The following is a 20,589-nucleotide window of genomic DNA, read 5'->3' as shown; positions in this document are numbered from 1 at the left end:
ATTAAAAGTTTAAATTTGGAGGTTTTAAAATGGCAGAAAGTAAAACTATTAAAATACATAATAAATCTGATAAGCCTGATAATATCGTTCTTAGAGATAATAGAGTTATCGAAAAATGTATACAGGTTGAAACCAACCTTCCTAAGTTTATGAAGGATTACTGTATTTATTTAAAAGGATCTGTATCGGTTACTACTAGATTAGCTTATTTAGAAGATATTCAATTTTTTTGTTCATATTTAATAGAAACTAAAGAAATTACAATTGCTAATGAGATAAAAGATATTACGCTTAATGAGTTTAATCAAATAAAAGCACGAGATGTGAATCTATTCTTAGGAGATTATTGTACTAGATATTATAAGTATACTGATAAAAATACTCATATATATGAAAATAACAATCGAGCTTTAGCACGTAAAAAGTCATCTTTGTCTACTCTATTTAAATTTCTTTTTAGAAATGATCAATTAGAAGCTAATATAACAGATGGATTCAATCCAATCAAACTTCCCAAACCACAACCTGATGCTATTAAACGCCTAGAAATAGATGAAGTTGCTAAAATGTTAGATGCTGTTGATACAGGTTTGGGTCTTACTGATAAAGAGAAAGTTTATTGGAAAAAGACTAAGCTTCGAGATAAAGCTATATTAGCTTTGTTTGTTACATATGGACTTAGATTAAATGAACTTAGAGAGCTTAATATTTCATCATTTAACTTTTCACGAGGAGAGTTTAAAATTTATAGAAAAAGAGGTAAAGAAGTATTGATGCCTATAAACAATACTTGTGAGCTAGTTGTTAGAGATTACATTTTAAATGAAAGACCTAAAAGTGAAATGTTAAGTGAAGATATGCAAGATGCACTATTTCTATCTCTGCAAAATAAACGAATGGATCCAAAGTCAATTAGACAATTAGTTAAAAAGTATACGTCTATTTCTATGGATACTTCTAGAGATAAAGGTTATAGTCCTCATAAGTTAAGAGCTACGGCGGCTACTTCATTAATTCAAAATGGATTTTCTATATATGATGTACAAAACTTACTAGATCATGATAATGTTACAACGACTCAATTATATGCAGCTCATAAGAAAAATGTTAAAAGAGATATTGTTAATAACTTTGAATGGATAGATGACTTAGATGATATTAATGAATAAAATTTAATATAAGAACAAATGTTTGTATAAAATTGGTCAATATGCTAAAATATATAGTATAAAACTAAAAATTAATATTAGAAATGAGATGATAACATGTATCTAGATTTAACGAATAAGCAAATACTGATACTTGAGTTTATAAAAGATCAATTAACTCAAAAAGGGTATCCACCTTCAGTTAGAGAAATTTGTGCAGCTGTTGATTTAAGATCTACATCAACTGTACACTCTCATTTAAATAAATTAGAAAAACTAGGATATATTAGAAGAGATGCAACGAAACCTAGAGCAATTGAAGTTTTAGACTCTAATAAAGGTGAAGGTGTTAATGGTCTTAATCAAGAGGTTCTTCATTTACCTGTTATAGGTCAAATAACTGCTGGAGAGCCAATTTTTGCAGAACAAAACATAGAAGAATACATACCATTACCTGCAAATTTTATTGTAGGAAAAGATAACTTCATATTAAAAGTAAAAGGTGAAAGCATGATAAATGCAGGTATTTTAGATGGAGACTATGTTATAGTTGATAAAGCTAACACAGCTTATAATTCTCAAATAGTAGTTGCATTAGTTCGAGAAGATAGTGCAACAGTTAAAAGATTTTTTAAAGAAGAAAATCATATAAGATTACAACCTGAAAATGAATTTATGGAACCTATAATTTTAGACCCATCTGAAGTTAGTATACTAGGACATGTACGAGGTGTATTTAGAGTAATAAAATAAAGAGATATGTTTTATAGACATATCTCTTTATTTTTGTAATTTTAGATTTTATTATTTTAAATATTTCAAAATGATTTCTGCTAACATACATGAGATTCCTGCTACTAAAAAGCTATATCCACTTCCCTTTGATTTTTTTATTTCAGCTTCATACTTCTCTTTTATGTTTTTAATTTTATTATTAGTTTTTTTATCTTTCTTTACACTTTTTGATTGTTCTATACTTTGTAATTTTGTATCATATTCTTTCTTTGCATTTTTACAAGACATTAATAAACTTATACCTAAAACTAAAAATAGTACTCCCAATAATAAAAACATACCTTTTCCTCTTTCTTATTAAATTAAAATTTCTATATATCATTTATTATATACTAAATTTTCTGATTTTTAAATTAACATATTGGAATAAATATACTATAATTATAATATATAGTATATAAGTAAACTTTTTAGGAGGGGATTTATGAGAAAAAATTCTGAAAAAATAGCTATACTAATACTTATCCCTATGCTCTTGTTTACTTTAGTTTTTACATTAAAAACTATGTGATAAATAAATAATAAATAAAAAATAAATGAGCTGCAAATACTGTAGCTCATTTATTTTTTATTAAATTAAGTTCTTATATTGTTTTAAGAACTCCTTTATAGCTTGAGTTATTATTTCTTGTTTAGTATGATCAGAGTTGCTACATAATCGTTCAAACTCTTCCCATGTAGATTTTTCAACTTGAACTCTAGTGCTTTTTAAATCAGTCATATCACATTTTTCTATCAAAATATCCTTTTTAGATTTCGTTATCTTTGGCTTAAGTGATTTTATATCTTTAACCGATAAGTACCAGTCATAAACTTCGCAAAGTTTATCTAAATCTTCAGCGCTCACATTAACCTTTGCTGGTTTAGATTTATATACCTTTTGGCTTTTTGTAGTGCTAGGTTTTGAACTTTTTTTAGGAGTAGTGCTAGAAGTATTATTATTTTTTGCTTTTGTAGATGTTTTAGATTCTTTAGTTGCTGGTTTAGATGATTTAGTCGAATTCATTGTTAACTCTAATTGTTTTGCATCTTGCTTTGAATCATTCACAGGAATATCATCTTTTTTTACATATTTTCCTTTTACTGATTTATATCCATTTTTATTTAAAAAACGTCTTAAAGCTTTTATATCTGAATTTAATTGAGTTGCTATCTCATCAATTGAAATTCCTTTGTTTTGTAGTTTTAAAAACTTATCTAATTTTTGTTTATCTGTCATTTTTTTATCCCTCCAAACTAATCACTATAAATTATAACACGTAATTGGCATTAAATACAAAAAAACTCCAAACATATATTCGGAGTTTTAATTTACATTAACTTCGTATTTTATTTCTACCCTTCTTGATTTATCTCTATTGACACTATCATCATTATTTTTTATAGGTTCAGCTTTAGATCGACCTACAGCTATTATATCTCCTGTTAGTTTATCTTTATACTTATAATCCCCTATTTCTTCTCCAACTATAAAATTTACAACACTAAAAGCTCTTCTTTGTGATAAGTCTAAGTTATATATATAGGTTCCAACATCATCAGTATGCCCTTCTACTATTATTTTGGATATATAATCACCATAATCTTTATATATAGTTTCAGCGTACTTAGGAACAAATACTTTTAAAATTTCTTTAGCTTCTGGCTTTAACTGATCGCTATCTGTATCAAATAATGCAGTTTCTCCAAACGTAACTTCTCCACTGTCCTTATCAATTTCTATTGGAATTCCATTTTCTTTTAAAGTTTGTTTTACTGAGTTATTAACGTTACTTGCTATTCCTTGTTCTACTCCTCCAACCATACTTTCAGAGCTAATTAAAAGCATTATAACAACCATTAAAATAGTTGCTAATAAATCTGTAAATGTGGGCCAAAAATTACTATGTTCTTCCTCTTTATTTACAGTTCTTCTATATTTATTTATCATACTCTAATTCCTCTTCTTCTTCATCATATAATTCAATTTCGTCTAATTCATCTAAATCGAAAGTTTGGTTGGGGTTATCATAATCTTCATTTATGTTATCTATCTTATACTCTTTAACAATTTCATACCCTTCATTATTTTTAACAATAGATTCTAGTGACATTGAATTTGACATGTCTAAAGCTTCTTTATATATATCGATATACTTAAATACAAGTTCTAGTTGGTCAATGATTGATCTAGCCTGTTCATCTATAACAGATGTTAATTTATGTATATCCTCTTTTAAGTTTACATTGTTTTCATTCATACTATTTTGTTTTATAAGTAAATTATTTTCGTGAGAAATTAACTTCACCATAAGATCTTGTATATTTCTTTCATATAATGCAAATCCAGCATTTACATCCCTTATATAGTCTTTAATAGCAAGTTGACTTTGGTTTACTGTTTTTATATCTTTTGAAGACTCTTTTACATTTTCTACTATTTCATTGTAAATTTCACTTTGAGCTTCGTATGTATCAAATAACTTAACGAATTTTAAATTAAGTATACTAAATTGTTTATCTAATTTTCTTATACTTTGATCAAATGCCTTTATAGAATCATTTGATCCATTTAGCATATTGCCTAATTGCTCTATAGAAGATATAAAGTCATCGTTAAAGTCATGTAAATCTTTAGAAATTTTATCAAATCTTTCTATAGCGCTTATAGCCTTACTAATATCCTTTATACATACCTTAATTTCATTTAACTTTGAATCTAAAACTTCTCCTTTGTCATTGCTAGATTTAACGGTCATAATATTTTCTAACTTAAGCATCAATTGTAATAGTATACTCTCACAATTTTTATATTTTATATATGCATTTATAGTTACTGAACATATTATCCCTACAATACTTGTAGCAAATGCAATCTGCATACTCCCAATAGCTAGAGTCATTGAATTTACGATATTGCTCTTATCGATACTTGCAAGAGTTATTGTAAGCCCTACAAATGTACCTAAAACTCCTAACAATATACATAATGAAGGTGAGCTTTTAACAGCCTTTATTTCATTTATTATTATTTTATTATCTTTAGAAAAATCAGATATAACTTCTTCTACAAATGTGTTCATGTTTATTTCTGCATATGGATATGTACTTTTATATGATTCGTACTTATTATTAGCAATAGATACTATATCACTTTCTTCTGGATTTAAATTTAACTCCTTCAATTTCTCTTGCACAAAATCATAGATTTTATTGTTTTTTATAACGTTTATAACTGAGTGAATTATTGTAATACCTATAAATATTAATGTTATAGGATTTGTAAATATCGATGTAAATAAATTACTTATTATACTTCCCATACTAACCTCCTTAATTGAATGTGTTTTAATAATATATATGTACATACTAGTTAAAATAGACAAAAAATAAGAAGATACCTTTAGTTTAACTTCAAGGTACCTTCTAAGATATAAATACTATTTTTATACTCAAGCTACTTCTGATGAATTTATGGGTTTTATCTGTATTAATGTAGATAACTCAGAAGCTAATATTTAATGTAGAGAGTATTTTTAATAGTTAAATATTTAATCTTATTAAAGAATATGAATATGCATATAAATATGTTACTTATTTTAGTATAAAATTTAATTTTAAAGGTAATACTATTATCAGTTAGGTTTTGAAGTTGGAAAGGGTCCAATACTCTACTTAAAGGTTTTAAGTAATTGTGAGAGATGCAGAATTACTCGCTCTGCCAAACCTAATTTAGATAGAAGAGTGTCTTTTATAAGGCACTCTTCATTTATGTTTAATTTAAAATATAAATTATGTATATATTTATATAGTGAAATTAAATACTTTGATATTAATATATATTAATATATAATTTTAGTATATAAAAAATAATTTTAACTTATATTTAGGGGGGATCTTATGACAGTTTTTAAAGAACTATGTGATACATACAGTTTCATTAATAAATTAGATAAACCAATTAAAAATCTTATTGAATCTAGATTAGTGGTTGAAAGTTTCGATATAAACTCTGAAATAATAGCTAGAGGAGAACAGTGTAGGGGTTTTTCTTTAATTTTAAAAGGATCTATAAGAGTTTATAAAATTTCAGATAAAGGAAAAGAAGTAACTTTATATAAGCTTTCTAGCGGAGATACTTGTTATTTATCTATGTCTTGTATGTTATCAAATGAAGTTTTTCCGGCATTTGCAGAAGTTATAGAACCTACAAAGATAATTTTTATTCCAACTGACATTTTTAACAAGTATATATATAATACTCTAGATTTTCAAAAGTATATGGTTTCAAATTTATTTACTAAATATACAGAAGTGATAAATTTATTGGAAGAAATAGCTTTTGAACGTATGGATGTAAGAGTTTCTAAGTATCTATTAGATATTTCTAAAAGGACTAATAATAGTGATTATTTATATTTAACACAAGAAAAAATTGCTCAGGAGTTAGGAACTAGCCGCGAAGTAATAACTAGACTACTTACAGATTTTAAAAACAAAGATATAATCATATCTCAAAGAGGTAAAATAACTATAATTAATAGAGATAAATTGATTCACCTAAGCCAGTTATAAAGTTTTAATTGACTTATACTTACATATTATGTAAAATTATAAAAGAATTGAATAAACTTTCTATTCTCTTGTTGAGGGAGTAGCTAGCACGTAAAGTGTGATTAGATCAACATAATGACTATAAAGTCTGGTCTAGTCTTAAATAGCGAGACTCATACACGATTATTTTCGTGTATAAGTCTCGTTTTTTTTGTGCATATTATAAAAAGTTAAGGAGGAATAATAATTATGAGTTTAATATCAATTTTATTAACGTCAATTGCTTTATCTATGGATGCATTTGCGGTATCTATAACTAAAGGAATGACAATTAAAAATATAACAACAAAGTTAGCTTTTAAAATAGCTTTTTTCTTTGGTTTATTTCAAGGAGGAATGCCTCTAATTGGATGGGCACTAGGAATTAGCTTCGAAGGATACATAAAAGCTTTTGATCATTGGATCGCATTAATTTTACTATCATTCTTAGGTATAAAAATGATATATGAATCTATTAAAGGTGAAGATGAGGATGAAGTTGCTTTAGATATCGCTCAAGATAATACTCAAAATAACTTTAATGATAATGATATAAGAACAAAAGATTTAATAGTATTGTCTGTTGCTACTAGTATAGATGCACTTGCCGTTGGTGTTAGTTTTGCATTTTTAAATATATCTATAGTCCCAGTTGTAAGCGCTATAGCTATAATAACGTTTATAGTGTGTTTTATAGGTGTTTTGATAGGAAAGCAAATAGGTCCAATATTAAAAAATTATGCCGAAATTATAGGTGGTATTATATTAATATGTATAGGTATTAACATATTCAACGAGCATACAGGATTTTTATCAAATTTTATTAACTTTTTTAAGTAAATTATAAAAAAATATGTGTTTTAACATAAAAAATGGATAAAACTAGCTTCTCGAACATTTGTTCGCATATGCTTTTTTATCCATTTTTTTGTATTATTTAGTTATATTTTCTATATTAAACTCCAGATGTCCATCTACAATCATATGAGTTAACTCATTTTCATATAGATTATCTATTTTTTCATCTGTATATAATAAATACTTAGGCACATACATATCTTCTTCTTCATTAGGTTTAATAGTTTCAAAAGGCGCTATGAGTATTTGATCAAAATTCAAAATTAACTTCGGAAGTTTTTTAAATACTTCTTCACTATTATCATAATTTTCGTTTGCTAAACTTTCATAAGCTTCAAAGCTCTTTTTATAATATAGGCTAGCTAGCATATATTCACATTTCTTATTGCCTAACTTGCTTCCTTCTTTAAAATATTTTTCAGCTTCACTATCTTCATTTAATTTTAGACTCAATTGGCCTAAATTAAATATAGATTCTATACACCCTTTTTCTCTTGTTTTTTCATACCAATACTTAGCACTTACATAATCTTTATAATAAATGCTATATATTATACCTAACATATGTTGTGAGTATCCATTATCCTCATTTGCGGGAACTTCAAATAATTTTTTAGAAAGCTCATATTCTTCTTTCTCAAATAAAATTTTCCCTAAATGAATCCTAGAATTTAAGTGATCTTTTTCAATAGCTTCTTCATAAAAACTTATCGCTTTATCATAATCATCTAATTCTTCATAAATAATCCCTAATCTATAAATTGCTTCGAGGTCATTATTTTCAGCTGCTTTTAGATAATACTTAATTGCTAAATCAAAGTTTTTTAATTGTTCATATATATTACCAAGTTTAACTTGAACAGATGTTAAATCTTCTATCTGTTTGTAATAGTTAATTGCAGAATCTGTATCATTTATTTGTTTATATAAATCTCCTAGATTCTCTATAGATTCTCTAAATCCATAATCTATACATTTTTCATACATCGGAATAGCTTCTTCATACAATTTCTCTTCAAATAAAAGTCCGGCTAAATTATTAGTAGCTTGTATTATTCCTTTGTCAGAAGCTTCTTTATAATACATTTTAGCTGTATTTAAATCATTTTCTTTATTATAAATATTACCTAGTTTATAGCTAGATAATATATTATTTTTATCATAAGCAATTTTATAGTAAATTTTAGCTTCTTCATAGTCTTCTTGTTCATCATATATGTACGCTAACCTAAAACTACATTTTTCATTTCCTTTTTCAGCAGCCTTTTTATAGTAAATTTTAGCTTCTTCATAATTTTGATCTGATTCAAATAAAAGTCCTAAATTATAGCAAGCTTTTTCGTATCCTATTTTAGATAATTGTTTATAGTTTGAAATAGCATCTTTAAAGTCTCCATTTTCTTGATATATCATAGCTAAATTATATTTTGCATGATTATTTCCTAAGATAGAACCTCTTTTAAAACAATCTATTGCATTTTGAACATCATTTGCGTATCTGTATAAAATTCCTAGATTGAAAAGAGCATCAGATAGTTTACCATCGCTAGCTTCTTTCAACCACCTTATAGAACTTTCATAGTCTCTTAACTTAAAATAAATTACCCCTAAGTTATTTTGAGCCTTCAAATGTCCTAGCAATGCTATCTTTTCATACCAATATATAGCGTATTCATATGCTTCTAAATTATAATATATACTTCCCAAATCATAAGCAGCTTCTTCAACTCCGTTTTTAAATGCCAGTTTAAACCATTTTTCACATTCTTCTATATTCCCCTCAGACTGATATAGCTTGGCTAGCGTATATTGAGCCTTGTCATAGTGATTTATTGAAGCTTGAGTTAATAGTTCTATAGCATCATCAACCTTCCCTAATTTAATGTAAAAACTAGCTTTAGCGTACATTATCTTAGGATCAGTTGGGATATCTTTTATTTTTTTTATTGAAAATTTAATTTTATTCATAAACAACTCCCTACCTACCTTTTGTATTATATTATACATATTTTACCATAATATATCATTATACAATATATATCCAATATTATATATTATACCTCTATATTTTATATAAATTGCATATATTCTTATATTCTGTTAAAATTTATATAATTCTTATATGAATAGGAGGATAATAGTATGGATTTAGACATGTTATTTAAATTGCTAGTTTTTATAGTTATTGCAGGTATAGTTATAAAAAGCGTGAAGCTTATTGGAAATATAGTATTTAAAATTGCTTTAATGGGACTTTGTCTACTAATATTATATAAAGTCATTATTTTAATATAATATTTTATACATAAACTACCACTGTATTTTTTACAGTGGTAGTTTTTATATTACCTAGGAATTATATAAGCATCTTTAAATCCTTTATCTATAGCTTCTTTTAAGATTCTGTTTGCGTTTTCTCTTTCTTTGAAAGCACCTACACATACTGCCCATAATTGTTCTTTATCTGAGATATTGTTATACTTATATTCAATTCCTAAAAATTTACATATACCTTTAGCTATTGCTATTGCAAATTCATCTTGTTTATTTAACAAAAGATCTATATCTTCAACATTGTCTATAAATGCCAACTCTATTAAAGCTGCAGCCATTTTTGTTTCTCTAACTACATGAAAATTCCCCTCTTTTACTCCTCTATTTTCTGTGTATAAATGAGCCTTTACTAATTCTTCGTGTATATCATCTGCTAATTTTCTATATTTTAGCTTATAGCAATATGTCTCTACACCTTTTGCTAATTTGTTAAATGAATTACAGTGCAATGACACAAAACAATCAGCTCCCCATTTATTTGCTTCACTAGATCTATACTCAAGGGTTTTAAACGTATCATTGCTTCTAGACATTTTAATATCTACATCACAATCTTTAAGTTTTTGTTCAAGTTTTTTTCCTATACTAAGTACTATGTCTTTTTCAAGTATGTTATTAACCCCTATAGCACCACCATCATTTCCACCATGGCCTAAATCTATATAAACTTTTTTCATATATTACTCATTCTCCTTTTGCAAATTTATATTATCTATTTACTTAAATAACCTTAATTCTACATTAGATGTTTATATATCTTATTATGATTTCAAAGAAACTGTTACTAACATCTATAAAATAAAAATCGCCACCGATTCTCATATATCGGTGGCGATTTTTATTTTATACTATTTAAATCTATGTAAGCGTCCACTTGAGGGATGTATAATAAGTCCTCTTTTATGTGTGTGTTTCCAAATTCTTTTAACTCTAATCCTTCTTTATCTTTTGTTATCTTATACTTAACAATTTGAGTTTCCTCATTTAGCTCTCCAAAAAAATACATTCCCTCATATTGTTTAAATCTAAAGCTAAAAGTCTCTCTAGTTAATATTATTTCAAAGCTTTTCATAACAAATTCCTTTCGATATTAATTTAAAGTTATTAATATAGTATAAAAAAATTCATATTTATTCAAGACTATATATTAAATTCATTGAAATTTAAACTTAATCTATATTTATTTTTATTAAATCATTATTTTTAGTTTTTATATTAACTATATTACCAGTTAAATTATAATCTAAGGCTTGCATAACCGTTTTTGCTAAGTTGTCAGTGTCTAAGACATCTGTTTTTAAATTAAGCCATTTAAGTCCATTTATTTTTACCATTCTTTTCACAAACTCAACAGGAAATTTTAAATTTATATTATCTCCACCGCTAGATAGTATTTTAACTTTAAAAATCCTATCATCCATTAAATTTACAGCTTTATTTCTCACCTTATAATTCCCCCTTGATACATATTTTTAACCACCTAAGTATTGAATTATATCTAATTACTTTAATAATATGCTATTATTCGAAGAAATATATTAACTTTATTTAAATTGAGATTATTTTAATAAAAGAAATTAAAATAAAGTGTATAACTAAATGTTTACGTTGTAGATAAAATTTTGAAAATTAAATTCAGTTTAAAATAAAGTTTTTTGAAAAATATATTAAAGTTTTAAAGATATTTAATATGTTTGTAACATAAATTCATATTTGTATAAGTGCTTTAAAATTTAATCTATACACATATAATGTTAATTCTTAAATTTTGAATTTTAAGTATGAAATCTAACTATTTTAGCGAATTTATAGAATTTACAATATATTCCATAAATTTCCAAATATATTGAAATTTTCCCAATATAATATACAATTATCTTGACTAGGAAATGTTTTCCTAAGAGAGTTATTCCTAATAAAAATTTTATATGAAATGGGATGGTATTTTATGGATCAAAAAGAACTAAAAAGATTTAACTTTAATAGCTGGGCCTTTATTGTCAGCTATGCCTTTATGGGACTTATGAGTGGAGTTGCTTTTGACGTCTTAGTAACTTTTTTACAGCAAGTTAATATCTCTACAGCAAGTTCTTTCTCCTCTTTTATGGGGATGAGTAATTTCGTATGTGCCGCAATTTTAATTTTAGCACCAAAGCTTGGATACAAAAAGCTTATAATTACAGGGCCTATAATGACTATAGCTGCATTAATAGCTATATCATTTGTGGATGTAAGCTTTATTTACCCTGTTGCTACACTAGCAATACTTGTAGGTGTTGCATTATTTGATGTTGTGTTACCACCTTATCTTACAGCTTATACTACTGAGAAAGAAAGAACTAAAGTTTTTTCTAGAGCATTGTATATAAATGTTATAGGTATGGTATTGGCAACTTGGTTTGGAGGAACTATTGCAGTATCTAGATTTGCAAGTAGATTAAAAATCTCTAACTCTCAAGCAAGTGCAATAACTGAAAACATTAAAGGAATGACTTCTCATCAATTACATGAATTTATATTAGCTCAAAGAGATGTATTACTTATGTTTGTTGTAATCGCAGCACTTTCACTTATACCTCTTTTATTTATAAAAGAGAAAAAAGAAGACTACTGCGAAGAAACTAAAGAGAAAAAATCTTTTGATTGGTCAATATTTAAAAACAAGTATGTTGTACTATGGCTTGTATACTATGCTATGATAAGATTTGGAGCATCATTAATTTGCCCTTACTTCTCAGTATTCTTAAATAATGAACTAGGTATATCAAGAGCTACAACTTCTCAACTTGTATCTTATCAATACTTTGCAATGGTTTTATTCTTATTAATATCACCATGGGTTGTAAAAAAACTAGGAAATGTTATTGCTTTAGGTGGATTAGCACTTTTATCTATACCATTTATGTTGGTTATAGCAAATGGTACAGTGTTTGGTTCTGGAATGGTTTTAGCAGTTGGAGCTGGTCTATTCTTTAGATCAGGATTTATGAACTGTGCAAATCCTATAATGAACTCTCTCCCAATGGAGTTTGTTTCAAAAAACTCTAGACCTGCATATAACTCACTTATATTTGTAGCAGGAGGTATTACATCTATAATAGCAGGTCAATTTACAAAATTATTCTTATTTAAAATACCAGGTGGATATTCAAAAGCTTATTACATAACAGCTGTTATTTATGTCCTAGCATCTGTACTTCTAATAGTAGTGTATAATAAAAAATACAACAGACATGGACAAGATAACAAGGAAGATCAAACTGCATAATATACATAATAAAAAAAGAACTATATTGAAATAGTTCTTTTTTTATTAAATTAATTGTCTAATTATCATTTCATATTCCTCTTTAATTAAATTTCATTTTATGATAAAATCTTTCTAGTATTGAATTAATCTAAATTAAATATTTTAACATGCATGAAGAGGAGATATATCAAATTGTTTAATTACATTAAATTTGCAACCTTTCAAATTATAGGTTTCTTATTATCTATTTTTAAATTAAAGAAGTTTTCAAAGTTTCCTGATAAATTCAAAATGGAAAATAAATTTTCTTTTTTACAAAAACAAGCTAAAAATTCTTTAAAATTAGTTAATATAGATGTTCGTATAATTGGCGAGGAAAAAATTCCAGAAGAACCTGTGCTATTTGTTGTTAATCATTCCAGTATGCTAGATAGTTATATATTAATATCTAGTGTAAATAGACCTGTAGGTTGTGTAATAGCTGATGAACCAGTATGGAAAAACATACCTATAGTTTCTAAATGGGCCGCTATAATAAAATGTGTATATATAAATAGACACGACAATAGACAAGGTTTAAAAAGTATTATAGAAGCTTCTAATAATATAATAAACGGCCAAAGCATGGCAATCTTTCCTGAAGGAGATTTAACTTGGGTAAAAGATGATCATTCTATAATATCAGAATTTAAAAGTGGGGCATTAAAAATAGCATATAAAGCTAAATGTCCAATTGTACCGATTGTTATAAAAAATTCAAAAGAAACTTACCATGGATATGAACCAGTAGGTAAGATTAAATCTACCAATGTAGAAGTTGAATTTTTAGACCCTGTTTATGATCATATAGAAAACCCTAAAATCAAAACTATTGATTTAGGAGAGAGTATTAGAGAAGATATGATAGAGTCAATTTTAAACTTTAATTTTAAATATAAAAAAGCTATATCTAAATAGATATAGCTTTTTTATATTTAATCATTTTTTGGTTTTTCATATATAGATTGCTTTATTATTTCTTTAAACATTAATGGTTTATTTATATAAGGTTTTGTATCTACAATTATATTAGAGTTTATACAAGTTTTTATATATCCATTTTCATCTAAAAATATTTCATTACACTTTAAGCATATACTACACTTGTCATTATGAGTGTCTCTACTTATTACACCTTTTGAATCATCTAACTTATAATAATCCATTCTTCCATTTACATAATTTAATTTATGTATCTCTTTTATGCTTTCTAAAACTTCTTTAACATTTATATATCCTTTGTTAAAGAAGTTCATACAGTTAGGATTTGGAACAAGTTCAGAAAAAGAAACCTCTACTGGCAAATATTTTGTTAAGTTAATAAAATCAAAAACTTCATCAGTGTTAAAATCATTTATAAGAGTGCAAATTATTTTTGTATTTAGTTTAAAGCTTATGCATTTATTAATAAGATCTAATACTTCATTTATATTTATATTATGATTTAACTTTTTATATTTATATTGCTTTAAGGATTCTAGTCTAACACTTATATTTGTAAGTCCATACGATTTAAGCTCACTAATTTTACTATATATTCCAAATCCATCTGTAACTATTCCTATATGGTTAACATTACATTCACTATTAATATAATTAATTATGTGGCATAAGCTAATTGAATCTATATTATCATTTAGCTCAAATTCAATATCATCTATTCCCAAATTAATTAATTCTTTAACTACAAATTTTAAACTATCAATATTTAAAATAAAATCTTTACCTAAAGATATAACAAGTTTATGAATATCTCTTTTATATCTATCTATCATAATTACAACACCTCTTTATAAAACCAAACTACCTTTTATCTTTTCTATGTGAAAGATCACCATTATTTTTAACTAGTAATACCTCTGCCATAATTCCAAAAGCTATTTCTGAAACACTACTTGAAGATATATTAATTCCTATAGGTGCATATATAGATTCTAATAATTTTTTCTCTACACCTTCACTTATTAATTCCTCTTTTAAAGCTTTCCATTTTTTACGACTGCCTATCATACCTATATAAGCTGCGTTGGAATTTATAACCTCTCTTAAAGCTTCTATATCTTTTTCATAACCTCTAGTGGCAATTACTATATATGTATTGTCATCAATGTTAATTTTGTTTAAAATTTCACTTATATCACCTGAGTAAACTTTTTCTGCATCTGGAAATCTCTCTTCATTTGCAAATTCATGTCTATCATCTACTATAATAGAATAAAAATCTAATCCTTTTGATATATTATATAAAGAATGACCTATGTGCCCTCCCCCAATGATTAATAATTTTGGCTTTGGTTTAAATACCTTTATATAACCTTTTACATATCCTCCGCATTTCATAGTAGTTTCTAGTGATTCCTCTGTAAGTGAATAATCAAAGTTGAAATCTTCTCCTGTTTTAATACATTCCCTACATTTATTTATAACAACATTTTCTAGTATTCCGCCACCTATAGTTCCTATTACAGAATCATCTTTAAATACAGCCATTACAGCGCCTTGTTTACCAGGGCTTGAGCCTTTGACATCTGTAAGAGTTACAAAACACACTCTATTACCTAATTCTAAATCTTCATACACTTTTTTCAAAATATATTCATTCATCTATAGATCACTCCAATTCATAAGGATAGCCTCTAAAACTCCTCCAGCTATGCATCTAGCTTTATCAGATATAGTTTCGCAATTTTTAAGTTCACTTTTTCTAGGGTCTATATCGGCAATTTTAAGATTTTTTTTAATTTTACTGTTATTCCTTATAATACCTCTTATAATACCATCCATAGTGGCTAACACATCAACTGAGTTTTTACCATTTTCTATTTTAGCAATAACTTGACTTTTATAAACTAAATCTCCTATATCACAAATGTTTTTTATAATACCATCTTCAGTTGAATAAATTACTCTTTCCTTACTGAAGCCATTAATATTTCCTGGAATACCTGTATTTTCAGTTGCATAACCTTTAGTTATTATTCTTCCTAAATCGTGACCTCTCATTGTTTCTATTACAAAGTCAACATCATATCCAGCTTCAAATCCAGGCCCTAATCCAATTGTAATAGGAGCCATATCTTTATTTGTACCTAAATTTTTTTTTGCAATTATAGCATCTATTACAACTTTTGGTTTTAATTTATTAATTAAGATACCCTCAGGATCAATAGTTACACAAACTTTTTTTGATAAAAAAGCTTTTTTTAAGTCATCTTCGTTACTTACAAATTTACAAATAACTCCATCTATACACACTTCACCATCGTAAATAGCTTCACTAAAACATACTTTTCTTCTTATAGACAAAGGATCTTTTACTTCTAATGCTAAAACATTAAATCCACATCTACTAAGTTTATGTATAACTCCAGTTGCTATATCTCCAGCACCTCTAACTATAATAAGCTTATCCACTACTTCCTACCCCCCTTTAATATGTTAATACTATTATACAATACATACTCCCATATATTATAATAATTTTACATAATTATACAAATAAAAAATCTACACAAATAGAAGAAGCCCTTATCTATTTAAAATAGATAAGAGCCCCTCAAAACAAATTATTATTATTTAACGGTAGTAATATTATAACAAATGAACTTGATACTTTGCAAGTATATTTTATTTAATTCCTATAATTTGTCCTATTGTTAAAAATATCATACATGAAATAAATAGTGTTATAATTAGTGGCATTACAAATCTTAACCACTTAGAATAAGGTATATTTGCAAGAGCTAGTGCTCCCATTAAAACTCCAGATGTAGGAGTTATAACATTTGTAAGTCCTACACCAAATTGATAAGCGGTAACTATTAGTTGAATCGATACTCCAACTAAATCAGATAGCGGTGCTAAAACAGGTATTGTAAGAGAAGCTAGTCCAGATGATGATGGAATTAAAAATGCTAATGCTGCTTCTAGAAACAACGTTAAGTTAACAAAAACTACTTTTGGTAAGTTTTGTAGGTATCCTGCTGCTGAATTCAACATAGTATCTATTATAAATCCATTTTGGGCAATTATAACTATTCCACGTGCTAATGCTATTGCAAGGGCTGCTGATACTAAATCCTTAGCTCCCTCTATAAATGAAATAGCAATAGTCTCTTGATTAAGTCCTCCTATAATACCAGATAAAACTCCAATAGCGATAAAGATCATAGCAATTTCAGATATATACCATCCAAGTTTTAAAACTCCAAATATCATCATTGTCATTCCAACTGCAAATATAATTAATACTCCTATTTCTTTAGGTGTAAAGTCTTTTATATTAGAACTCTCCATTTGAATATGTTTTTTAGTTTCCAAATCTAGATTATAAACTATAGATTTTTTTGGATTTTTCTTTATTTTTCTAGCGTAAAAAATTACAAATATAATAGAAATTGTTATCAAAATTATATATATTAAAAATCTAAAACCGATACCCGATCCAGGTGTTATTTGCGCTAATGCCTGAGCTATACCAACTGAAAAAGGATTTATAGTTGATGCTATATTACCTGTCATAGCTCCTAAAAATACAGTAGCTACAGCAGTAAGTGAATCATATCCAATAGTTAACATTAGAGGTACAAATATCATATAAAATGGTAATGTTTCTTCTGCCATTCCAAATACTGTACCTCCTAAGCTAAACAATATCATAGATATAGGTATTATTATAATTTCATTTCCTCTTAGTTTTTTCACAACAGCATTAATACCAGCTTCTATAGCTCCAGTTTTATTAACTATTCCAAATGATCCTCCAACTAATAAAACAAATCCTACAATCTCTGCAGCATCTACAAAACCATCTATTGGAGCTCTAAATATATCATCAATGTTTTGAGGGTTTTCCTTAACATATTCATAGGTATTTGGAATTACCACCAACCTATTATCTATCTCTTTACGCTGAAATTGACCACTTGGTATAATCCAAGTTAAAATAGCCATAAAAACTATTAGTAAAAATATTATTGTAAATGTATGTGGGATGACTAATCGTTTTTGCTTATTCATAGAATAACTAATTCCTCCTTAAACAAAGCTTATCTCTATTAGTTATTACCAATTTTATAATTTATATATTTTATTACTTTAATTACCAGGTTACGATTAACATATTTTCTTCATATTATAAATTAATGTTAGGGGGGATTTTTGTGACATCTTTTATTATGTATGGTTTATGCATATTGATAACATTTATTTCTTTTTTTAAAGATAGGGAAAAAACCAAGAATGCTTATATAAATGCAGCTAAATCCTTTGAAAATATTATGCCCCAATTTCTTTGTATAGTTATCATAATCGCTATAATTCTAGCTATTATTAATCCTGTTTCTATTTCTAAGTTTATAGGTCCAAATTCAAGTGTTTTGGGAGTATCTATAGCATCTTTTTTAGGCTCTATAACTACGATGCCTACATTTGTAGCTTTCTCTACTGGAGATATATTATTAAAAAGCGGAGCGGGTTACTCTCAAGTAGCGGCTTTCATATCAACATCTACAATGGTTGGAATCTTAACATTCTCACTAGAATCTAAATATATTGGCAAAAAAGCTGCATTCTACAGGAATTTTATAGCTTTCTTATTTGCATTTTTAGTAGCAGCTTTCATAGGAGGAGTATTAGTATGAGTACTTTAACATTAGTAATAAAAAGATATAAATATTTTTTTATAAGTTCATTTATTTGTATTTTAATATGTTTATATAATATAAATATAGGATATAAAATTTTTAATATTACAACTTCCAGTTTAATCCAAATGCTATCTATCCTTCCTCCAGTAATGGTTATATTAAGTCTTTTAGATATTTGGGTTCCTAAAAAAATTTTTATAAAATATATGGGTGATAGCTCTGGTATTAAAGGTATATTTATTTCTTTTTTAATAGCATTTTTTTCTGCTGGACCCATGTATGCAGCGTTTCCATTTACAGCTGTGCTTATCAAAAAGGGAGTTAAATTTTCTAATATAATAATTTTTCTTAATGCTTGGTGTGTTACTAAATTTTCAACATTATTATTTGAAATTGGAGCGTTGGGATATAAGTTTACTATACTTAGATTAATAATTGATATTCCAGGAGTTATCATAATGGGATATTTAATTGAATATCTTATGAAAAAGAGAATAGACATAAGTTAAAATAATTAAATTTCATATGGAAAGGGGTAAATTTATATGCCATCTAATGTTTATGTCGTAATTCAAAAAGACTTAGGGTATATGTTAACCATAAATGAATCATCTGTAACTTGCGAAGAATTTAGGAAAACATGTGATGCAATAGTTCGTGAATTCGGAAAAGACGTGTTTATACTTCATCAAAAACTTATTGAAGTCTATGGGTTTGAAAAGGCATCTATACAGTGTACTTATATGGTTGAATAGCAAAAAAATTCACAATTACTATGAGTAATATAAACTTAATAGTAATTGTGAATTTTAAATTATATATCTAATATTTTTTTATACTCATCATTGTTTAAACGCTTGATAAATTCAGATATAAGTTTAACTGTATTATCGTAATCATCCTTATGAATTATACTAGCATGAGAATGGATATATCTTGTAGGAATACCAATACTTATACAAGGAGCTCCATTATGAGCCAAGTGCATCTGGCTAGCATCAGTGCCTCCAAATGGAAGTGCATTTATCTGATATGAAATATTAAGTTCTTCAGATAAATTAATTAAATAGTTTTTAAGACCTACATGACCTACTAAACCTCCATCAAATATATGTATTTGAGGTCCGCTTCCAAGCTTACCATCTCCTAACTTCGTGTCGCATCCTACAGTGTCATTGGCAATACTTACATCTAGTGAAAATCCAATATCAGGATTTACTACATTAGAGCTAGTTTTAGCTCCTCTACATCCAACTTCTTCTTGAACAGTGCCTACTGCGTATACTATGTTTTTATGATCTTCATTTTTTAAACTTTTTAATATATCTATAAATAGAGCACATCCAACTCTATCATCCCAAGCTTTAGCAAGTAGATATTTAGGATTTGCCATTTGCTCAAACTTAAAATATGGAGTTATCATATCTCCTTGTTTTATTCCTAACTTTTCAACTTCATCTTTTGATTCAACCCCTATATCTATAAACATATTTTCTTTATCTATAGAGGTTTTAACATCTTTGGTATTTATTGAGTTTATTATTCCTGTATATTCATTTCCAGTTGATGTTGTTATTATAACCTTTTGGCTATTCATAACCTTTCCACTCCACCCGCCTAGTGTTTGAAAAGTTATAAATCCATTATCATCTATATTTGTCACTAAAAAACCTATTTCATCCATATGCCCTGCTAGCATAACTTTAGGTCCATCTTCATTCCCCATTTTCTTGCAAATTAAACTTCCTAAATTGTCTGTAGTTACTTCATCTACATATTCAGATATATATCCTTTAATCAAATTTCTAACCTCTTTTTCAAATCCTGGAATTCCTTTAGCTTCTGTTAATTTTTTAAACATATCTAACTGTGTACTCATATGCTCCCCCTTAATTTAAAAATGTATAATTACAATATTATACTTTCACAGTACAATATATATTCC

23 protein-coding genes are annotated in these 20,589 nt (G+C 26.8%); 10 read left to right on the top strand and 13 right to left on the bottom strand.

The window, feature by feature from the left end:
• Positions 1 to 29: 29 nt before the first annotated feature.
• Both ACN6I1_RS06705 and lexA read left to right on the top strand, forming a co-directional pair.
• Positions 30 to 1,169 (top strand): tyrosine-type recombinase/integrase, encoded by a 1,140-nt coding sequence (locus ACN6I1_RS06705; RefSeq protein ID WP_419743211.1) that lies wholly within the window; start codon positions 30 to 32, stop codon positions 1,167 to 1,169.
• 96 nt (positions 1,170 to 1,265) lie between these two features.
• A complete protein-coding gene (gene lexA / locus ACN6I1_RS06700; protein ID WP_021430583.1) occupies positions 1,266 to 1,901 on the top strand; it encodes a transcriptional repressor LexA in 636 nt (211 codons plus the stop codon).
• 51 nt (positions 1,902 to 1,952) lie between these two features.
• Here the strand turns inward: lexA and ACN6I1_RS06695 are convergent, their stop codons facing one another.
• From ACN6I1_RS06695 to ACN6I1_RS06680, 4 genes are all read right to left on the bottom strand, one after another.
• A complete protein-coding gene (locus ACN6I1_RS06695) occupies positions 1,953 to 2,222 on the bottom strand; it encodes a hypothetical protein (RefSeq protein WP_419743210.1) in 270 nt (89 codons plus the stop codon).
• Positions 2,223 to 2,514: 292 nt separating this feature from the next.
• Entirely contained in the window at positions 2,515 to 3,162 is a 648-nt protein-coding gene (locus tag ACN6I1_RS06690) for a DNA-binding protein (RefSeq protein WP_419743209.1), read from the bottom strand.
• Positions 3,163 to 3,249: 87 nt separating this feature from the next.
• Positions 3,250 to 3,873 (bottom strand): OmpA family protein, encoded by a 624-nt coding sequence (locus tag ACN6I1_RS06685; RefSeq protein ID WP_419743208.1) that lies wholly within the window; start codon positions 3,871 to 3,873, stop codon positions 3,250 to 3,252.
• A complete protein-coding gene (locus tag ACN6I1_RS06680; RefSeq protein WP_419743207.1) occupies positions 3,863 to 5,245 on the bottom strand; it encodes a MotA/TolQ/ExbB proton channel family protein in 1,383 nt (460 codons plus the stop codon). Before ACN6I1_RS06680 ends, ACN6I1_RS06685 begins: the two co-directional genes overlap by 11 nt.
• A 577-nt stretch (positions 5,246 to 5,822) precedes the next feature.
• On the opposite strand from ACN6I1_RS06680, the gene ACN6I1_RS06675 reads away from it, so the two are divergent.
• Together ACN6I1_RS06675 and ACN6I1_RS06670 are read left to right on the top strand one after the other, a co-directional pair.
• The gene (locus ACN6I1_RS06675) at positions 5,823 to 6,497 is read left to right on the top strand and encodes a Crp/Fnr family transcriptional regulator (RefSeq protein WP_419743206.1); all 675 of its coding nucleotides are present in this window, start codon (positions 5,823 to 5,825) and stop codon (positions 6,495 to 6,497) included.
• Positions 6,498 to 6,725: 228 nt separating this feature from the next.
• Positions 6,726 to 7,355, top strand: a complete 630-nt coding sequence (locus ACN6I1_RS06670) for a manganese efflux pump MntP family protein (protein WP_419743205.1) — start codon at positions 6,726 to 6,728, stop codon at positions 7,353 to 7,355.
• A 93-nt stretch (positions 7,356 to 7,448) separates the two neighbouring features.
• On the opposite strand, the gene ACN6I1_RS06665 is transcribed toward ACN6I1_RS06670, so the two are convergent.
• Complete coding sequence (locus tag ACN6I1_RS06665) at positions 7,449 to 9,341, bottom strand: tetratricopeptide repeat protein (RefSeq protein ID WP_419743204.1); 1,893 nt, start codon at positions 9,339 to 9,341, stop codon at positions 7,449 to 7,451.
• 174 nt (positions 9,342 to 9,515) lie between these two features.
• Here ACN6I1_RS06665 and ACN6I1_RS06660 point away from each other — a divergent pair, with 174 nt between their 5' ends.
• Positions 9,516 to 9,668, top strand: coding sequence for a hypothetical protein (locus tag ACN6I1_RS06660; RefSeq protein WP_419743203.1), 153 nt, complete (start codon positions 9,516 to 9,518; stop codon positions 9,666 to 9,668).
• A gap of 50 nt (positions 9,669 to 9,718) precedes the next feature.
• Here ACN6I1_RS06660 and ACN6I1_RS06655 read toward each other — a convergent pair whose 3' ends face one another.
• The 3 genes from ACN6I1_RS06655 to ACN6I1_RS06645 all read right to left on the bottom strand — a co-directional run bounded on the left by ACN6I1_RS06655 (position 9,719) and on the right by ACN6I1_RS06645 (position 11,152).
• On the bottom strand, positions 9,719 to 10,384 hold the full coding sequence (locus ACN6I1_RS06655; RefSeq protein ID WP_419743202.1) for an N-acetylmuramoyl-L-alanine amidase: 666 nt from the start codon (positions 10,382 to 10,384) through the stop codon (positions 9,719 to 9,721).
• A gap of 161 nt (positions 10,385 to 10,545) precedes the next feature.
• Positions 10,546 to 10,779: a hypothetical protein gene (locus ACN6I1_RS06650; RefSeq protein ID WP_419743201.1), complete on the bottom strand. Its 234-nt coding sequence runs from the start codon at positions 10,777 to 10,779 to the stop codon at positions 10,546 to 10,548.
• Between the two features lie 97 nt (positions 10,780 to 10,876).
• A complete protein-coding gene (locus tag ACN6I1_RS06645; protein ID WP_419743200.1) occupies positions 10,877 to 11,152 on the bottom strand; it encodes a hypothetical protein in 276 nt (91 codons plus the stop codon).
• A 503-nt stretch (positions 11,153 to 11,655) separates the two neighbouring features.
• On the opposite strand from ACN6I1_RS06645, the gene ACN6I1_RS06640 reads away from it, so the two are divergent.
• Positions 11,656 to 12,975 carry an MFS transporter gene (locus ACN6I1_RS06640; RefSeq protein WP_419743199.1) on the top strand — a complete coding sequence of 440 codons (1,320 nt, stop codon included), beginning with the start codon at positions 11,656 to 11,658 and terminating at the stop codon, positions 12,973 to 12,975.
• Between the two features lie 174 nt (positions 12,976 to 13,149).
• Complete coding sequence (locus tag ACN6I1_RS06635; RefSeq protein WP_419743198.1) at positions 13,150 to 13,914, top strand: lysophospholipid acyltransferase family protein; 765 nt, start codon at positions 13,150 to 13,152, stop codon at positions 13,912 to 13,914.
• Between the two features lie 17 nt (positions 13,915 to 13,931).
• Here ACN6I1_RS06635 and ACN6I1_RS06630 read toward each other — a convergent pair whose 3' ends face one another.
• The 4 genes from ACN6I1_RS06630 to ACN6I1_RS06615 form a co-directional block, all read right to left on the bottom strand.
• Positions 13,932 to 14,771 carry a radical SAM protein gene (locus ACN6I1_RS06630; RefSeq protein WP_419743197.1) on the bottom strand — a complete coding sequence of 280 codons (840 nt, stop codon included), beginning with the start codon at positions 14,769 to 14,771 and terminating at the stop codon, positions 13,932 to 13,934.
• Positions 14,772 to 14,799: 28 nt separating this feature from the next.
• Positions 14,800 to 15,600 carry an XdhC family protein gene (locus ACN6I1_RS06625; RefSeq protein ID WP_419743196.1) on the bottom strand — a complete coding sequence of 267 codons (801 nt, stop codon included), beginning with the start codon at positions 15,598 to 15,600 and terminating at the stop codon, positions 14,800 to 14,802.
• Positions 15,601 to 16,410 (bottom strand): selenium-dependent molybdenum cofactor biosynthesis protein YqeB, encoded by an 810-nt coding sequence (gene yqeB / locus ACN6I1_RS06620; protein ID WP_419743195.1) that lies wholly within the window; start codon positions 16,408 to 16,410, stop codon positions 15,601 to 15,603.
• A gap of 213 nt (positions 16,411 to 16,623) precedes the next feature.
• Complete coding sequence (locus ACN6I1_RS06615; protein ID WP_419743194.1) at positions 16,624 to 18,015, bottom strand: YfcC family protein; 1,392 nt, start codon at positions 18,013 to 18,015, stop codon at positions 16,624 to 16,626.
• A 143-nt stretch (positions 18,016 to 18,158) separates the two neighbouring features.
• On the opposite strand from ACN6I1_RS06615, the gene ACN6I1_RS06610 reads away from it, so the two are divergent.
• Genes ACN6I1_RS06610 through ACN6I1_RS06600 form a run of 3 tightly spaced genes read left to right on the top strand, consistent with a single transcriptional unit; the run spans position 18,159 to position 19,399 of the window.
• Positions 18,159 to 18,638 (top strand): permease, encoded by a 480-nt coding sequence (locus ACN6I1_RS06610; RefSeq protein WP_419743193.1) that lies wholly within the window; start codon positions 18,159 to 18,161, stop codon positions 18,636 to 18,638.
• The gene (locus ACN6I1_RS06605; protein WP_419743192.1) at positions 18,635 to 19,153 is read left to right on the top strand and encodes a permease; all 519 of its coding nucleotides are present in this window, start codon (positions 18,635 to 18,637) and stop codon (positions 19,151 to 19,153) included. Before ACN6I1_RS06610 ends, ACN6I1_RS06605 begins: the two co-directional genes overlap by 4 nt.
• 36 nt (positions 19,154 to 19,189) lie before the next feature.
• Positions 19,190 to 19,399: a hypothetical protein gene (locus tag ACN6I1_RS06600; protein ID WP_195946273.1), complete on the top strand. Its 210-nt coding sequence runs from the start codon at positions 19,190 to 19,192 to the stop codon at positions 19,397 to 19,399.
• Between the two features lie 59 nt (positions 19,400 to 19,458).
• On the opposite strand, the gene ACN6I1_RS06595 is transcribed toward ACN6I1_RS06600, so the two are convergent.
• Complete coding sequence (locus tag ACN6I1_RS06595) at positions 19,459 to 20,523, bottom strand: M42 family metallopeptidase (protein ID WP_419743191.1); 1,065 nt, start codon at positions 20,521 to 20,523, stop codon at positions 19,459 to 19,461.
• Positions 20,524 to 20,589 lie beyond the last annotated feature (66 nt).

It is taken from the genome of Paraclostridium dentum, from assembly GCF_048568265.1.
In the GTDB taxonomy this organism is placed as follows: Bacteria; Bacillota; Clostridia; order Peptostreptococcales; family Peptostreptococcaceae; genus Paraclostridium; species Paraclostridium dentum.
Note: the sequence above shows the minus strand (reverse complement) of the source record. Positions and strands in the feature narration are given on the sequence as shown.

Coding starts and splice junctions, on each gene's coding strand:
- ACN6I1_RS06690 (WP_419743209.1), bottom strand. CDS start 3,162: ATGACAGATAAACAAAAATTAGATAAGTTTTTAAAACTACAAAACAAA.
- ACN6I1_RS06625 (WP_419743196.1), bottom strand. CDS start 15,600: ATGAATGAATATATTTTGAAAAAAGTGTATGAAGATTTAGAATTAGGT.
- ACN6I1_RS06660 (WP_419743203.1), top strand. CDS start 9,516: ATGGATTTAGACATGTTATTTAAATTGCTAGTTTTTATAGTTATTGCA.
- ACN6I1_RS06600 (WP_195946273.1), top strand. CDS start 19,190: ATGCCATCTAATGTTTATGTCGTAATTCAAAAAGACTTAGGGTATATG.
- ACN6I1_RS06655 (WP_419743202.1), bottom strand. CDS start 10,384: ATGAAAAAAGTTTATATAGATTTAGGCCATGGTGGAAATGATGGTGGT.
- lexA (WP_021430583.1), top strand. CDS start 1,266: ATGTATCTAGATTTAACGAATAAGCAAATACTGATACTTGAGTTTATA.
- ACN6I1_RS06665 (WP_419743204.1), bottom strand. CDS start 9,341: ATGAATAAAATTAAATTTTCAATAAAAAAAATAAAAGATATCCCAACT.
- ACN6I1_RS06680 (WP_419743207.1), bottom strand. CDS start 5,245: ATGGGAAGTATAATAAGTAATTTATTTACATCGATATTTACAAATCCT.
- ACN6I1_RS06630 (WP_419743197.1), bottom strand. CDS start 14,771: ATGATAGATAGATATAAAAGAGATATTCATAAACTTGTTATATCTTTA.
- ACN6I1_RS06595 (WP_419743191.1), bottom strand. CDS start 20,523: ATGAGTACACAGTTAGATATGTTTAAAAAATTAACAGAAGCTAAAGGA.
- ACN6I1_RS06675 (WP_419743206.1), top strand. CDS start 5,823: ATGACAGTTTTTAAAGAACTATGTGATACATACAGTTTCATTAATAAA.
- ACN6I1_RS06640 (WP_419743199.1), top strand. CDS start 11,656: ATGGATCAAAAAGAACTAAAAAGATTTAACTTTAATAGCTGGGCCTTT.
- ACN6I1_RS06705 (WP_419743211.1), top strand. CDS start 30: ATGGCAGAAAGTAAAACTATTAAAATACATAATAAATCTGATAAGCCT.
- ACN6I1_RS06605 (WP_419743192.1), top strand. CDS start 18,635: ATGAGTACTTTAACATTAGTAATAAAAAGATATAAATATTTTTTTATA.
- ACN6I1_RS06670 (WP_419743205.1), top strand. CDS start 6,726: ATGAGTTTAATATCAATTTTATTAACGTCAATTGCTTTATCTATGGAT.
- ACN6I1_RS06685 (WP_419743208.1), bottom strand. CDS start 3,873: ATGATAAATAAATATAGAAGAACTGTAAATAAAGAGGAAGAACATAGT.
- ACN6I1_RS06615 (WP_419743194.1), bottom strand. CDS start 18,015: ATGAATAAGCAAAAACGATTAGTCATCCCACATACATTTACAATAATA.
- ACN6I1_RS06650 (WP_419743201.1), bottom strand. CDS start 10,779: ATGAAAAGCTTTGAAATAATATTAACTAGAGAGACTTTTAGCTTTAGA.
- ACN6I1_RS06695 (WP_419743210.1), bottom strand. CDS start 2,222: ATGTTTTTATTATTGGGAGTACTATTTTTAGTTTTAGGTATAAGTTTA.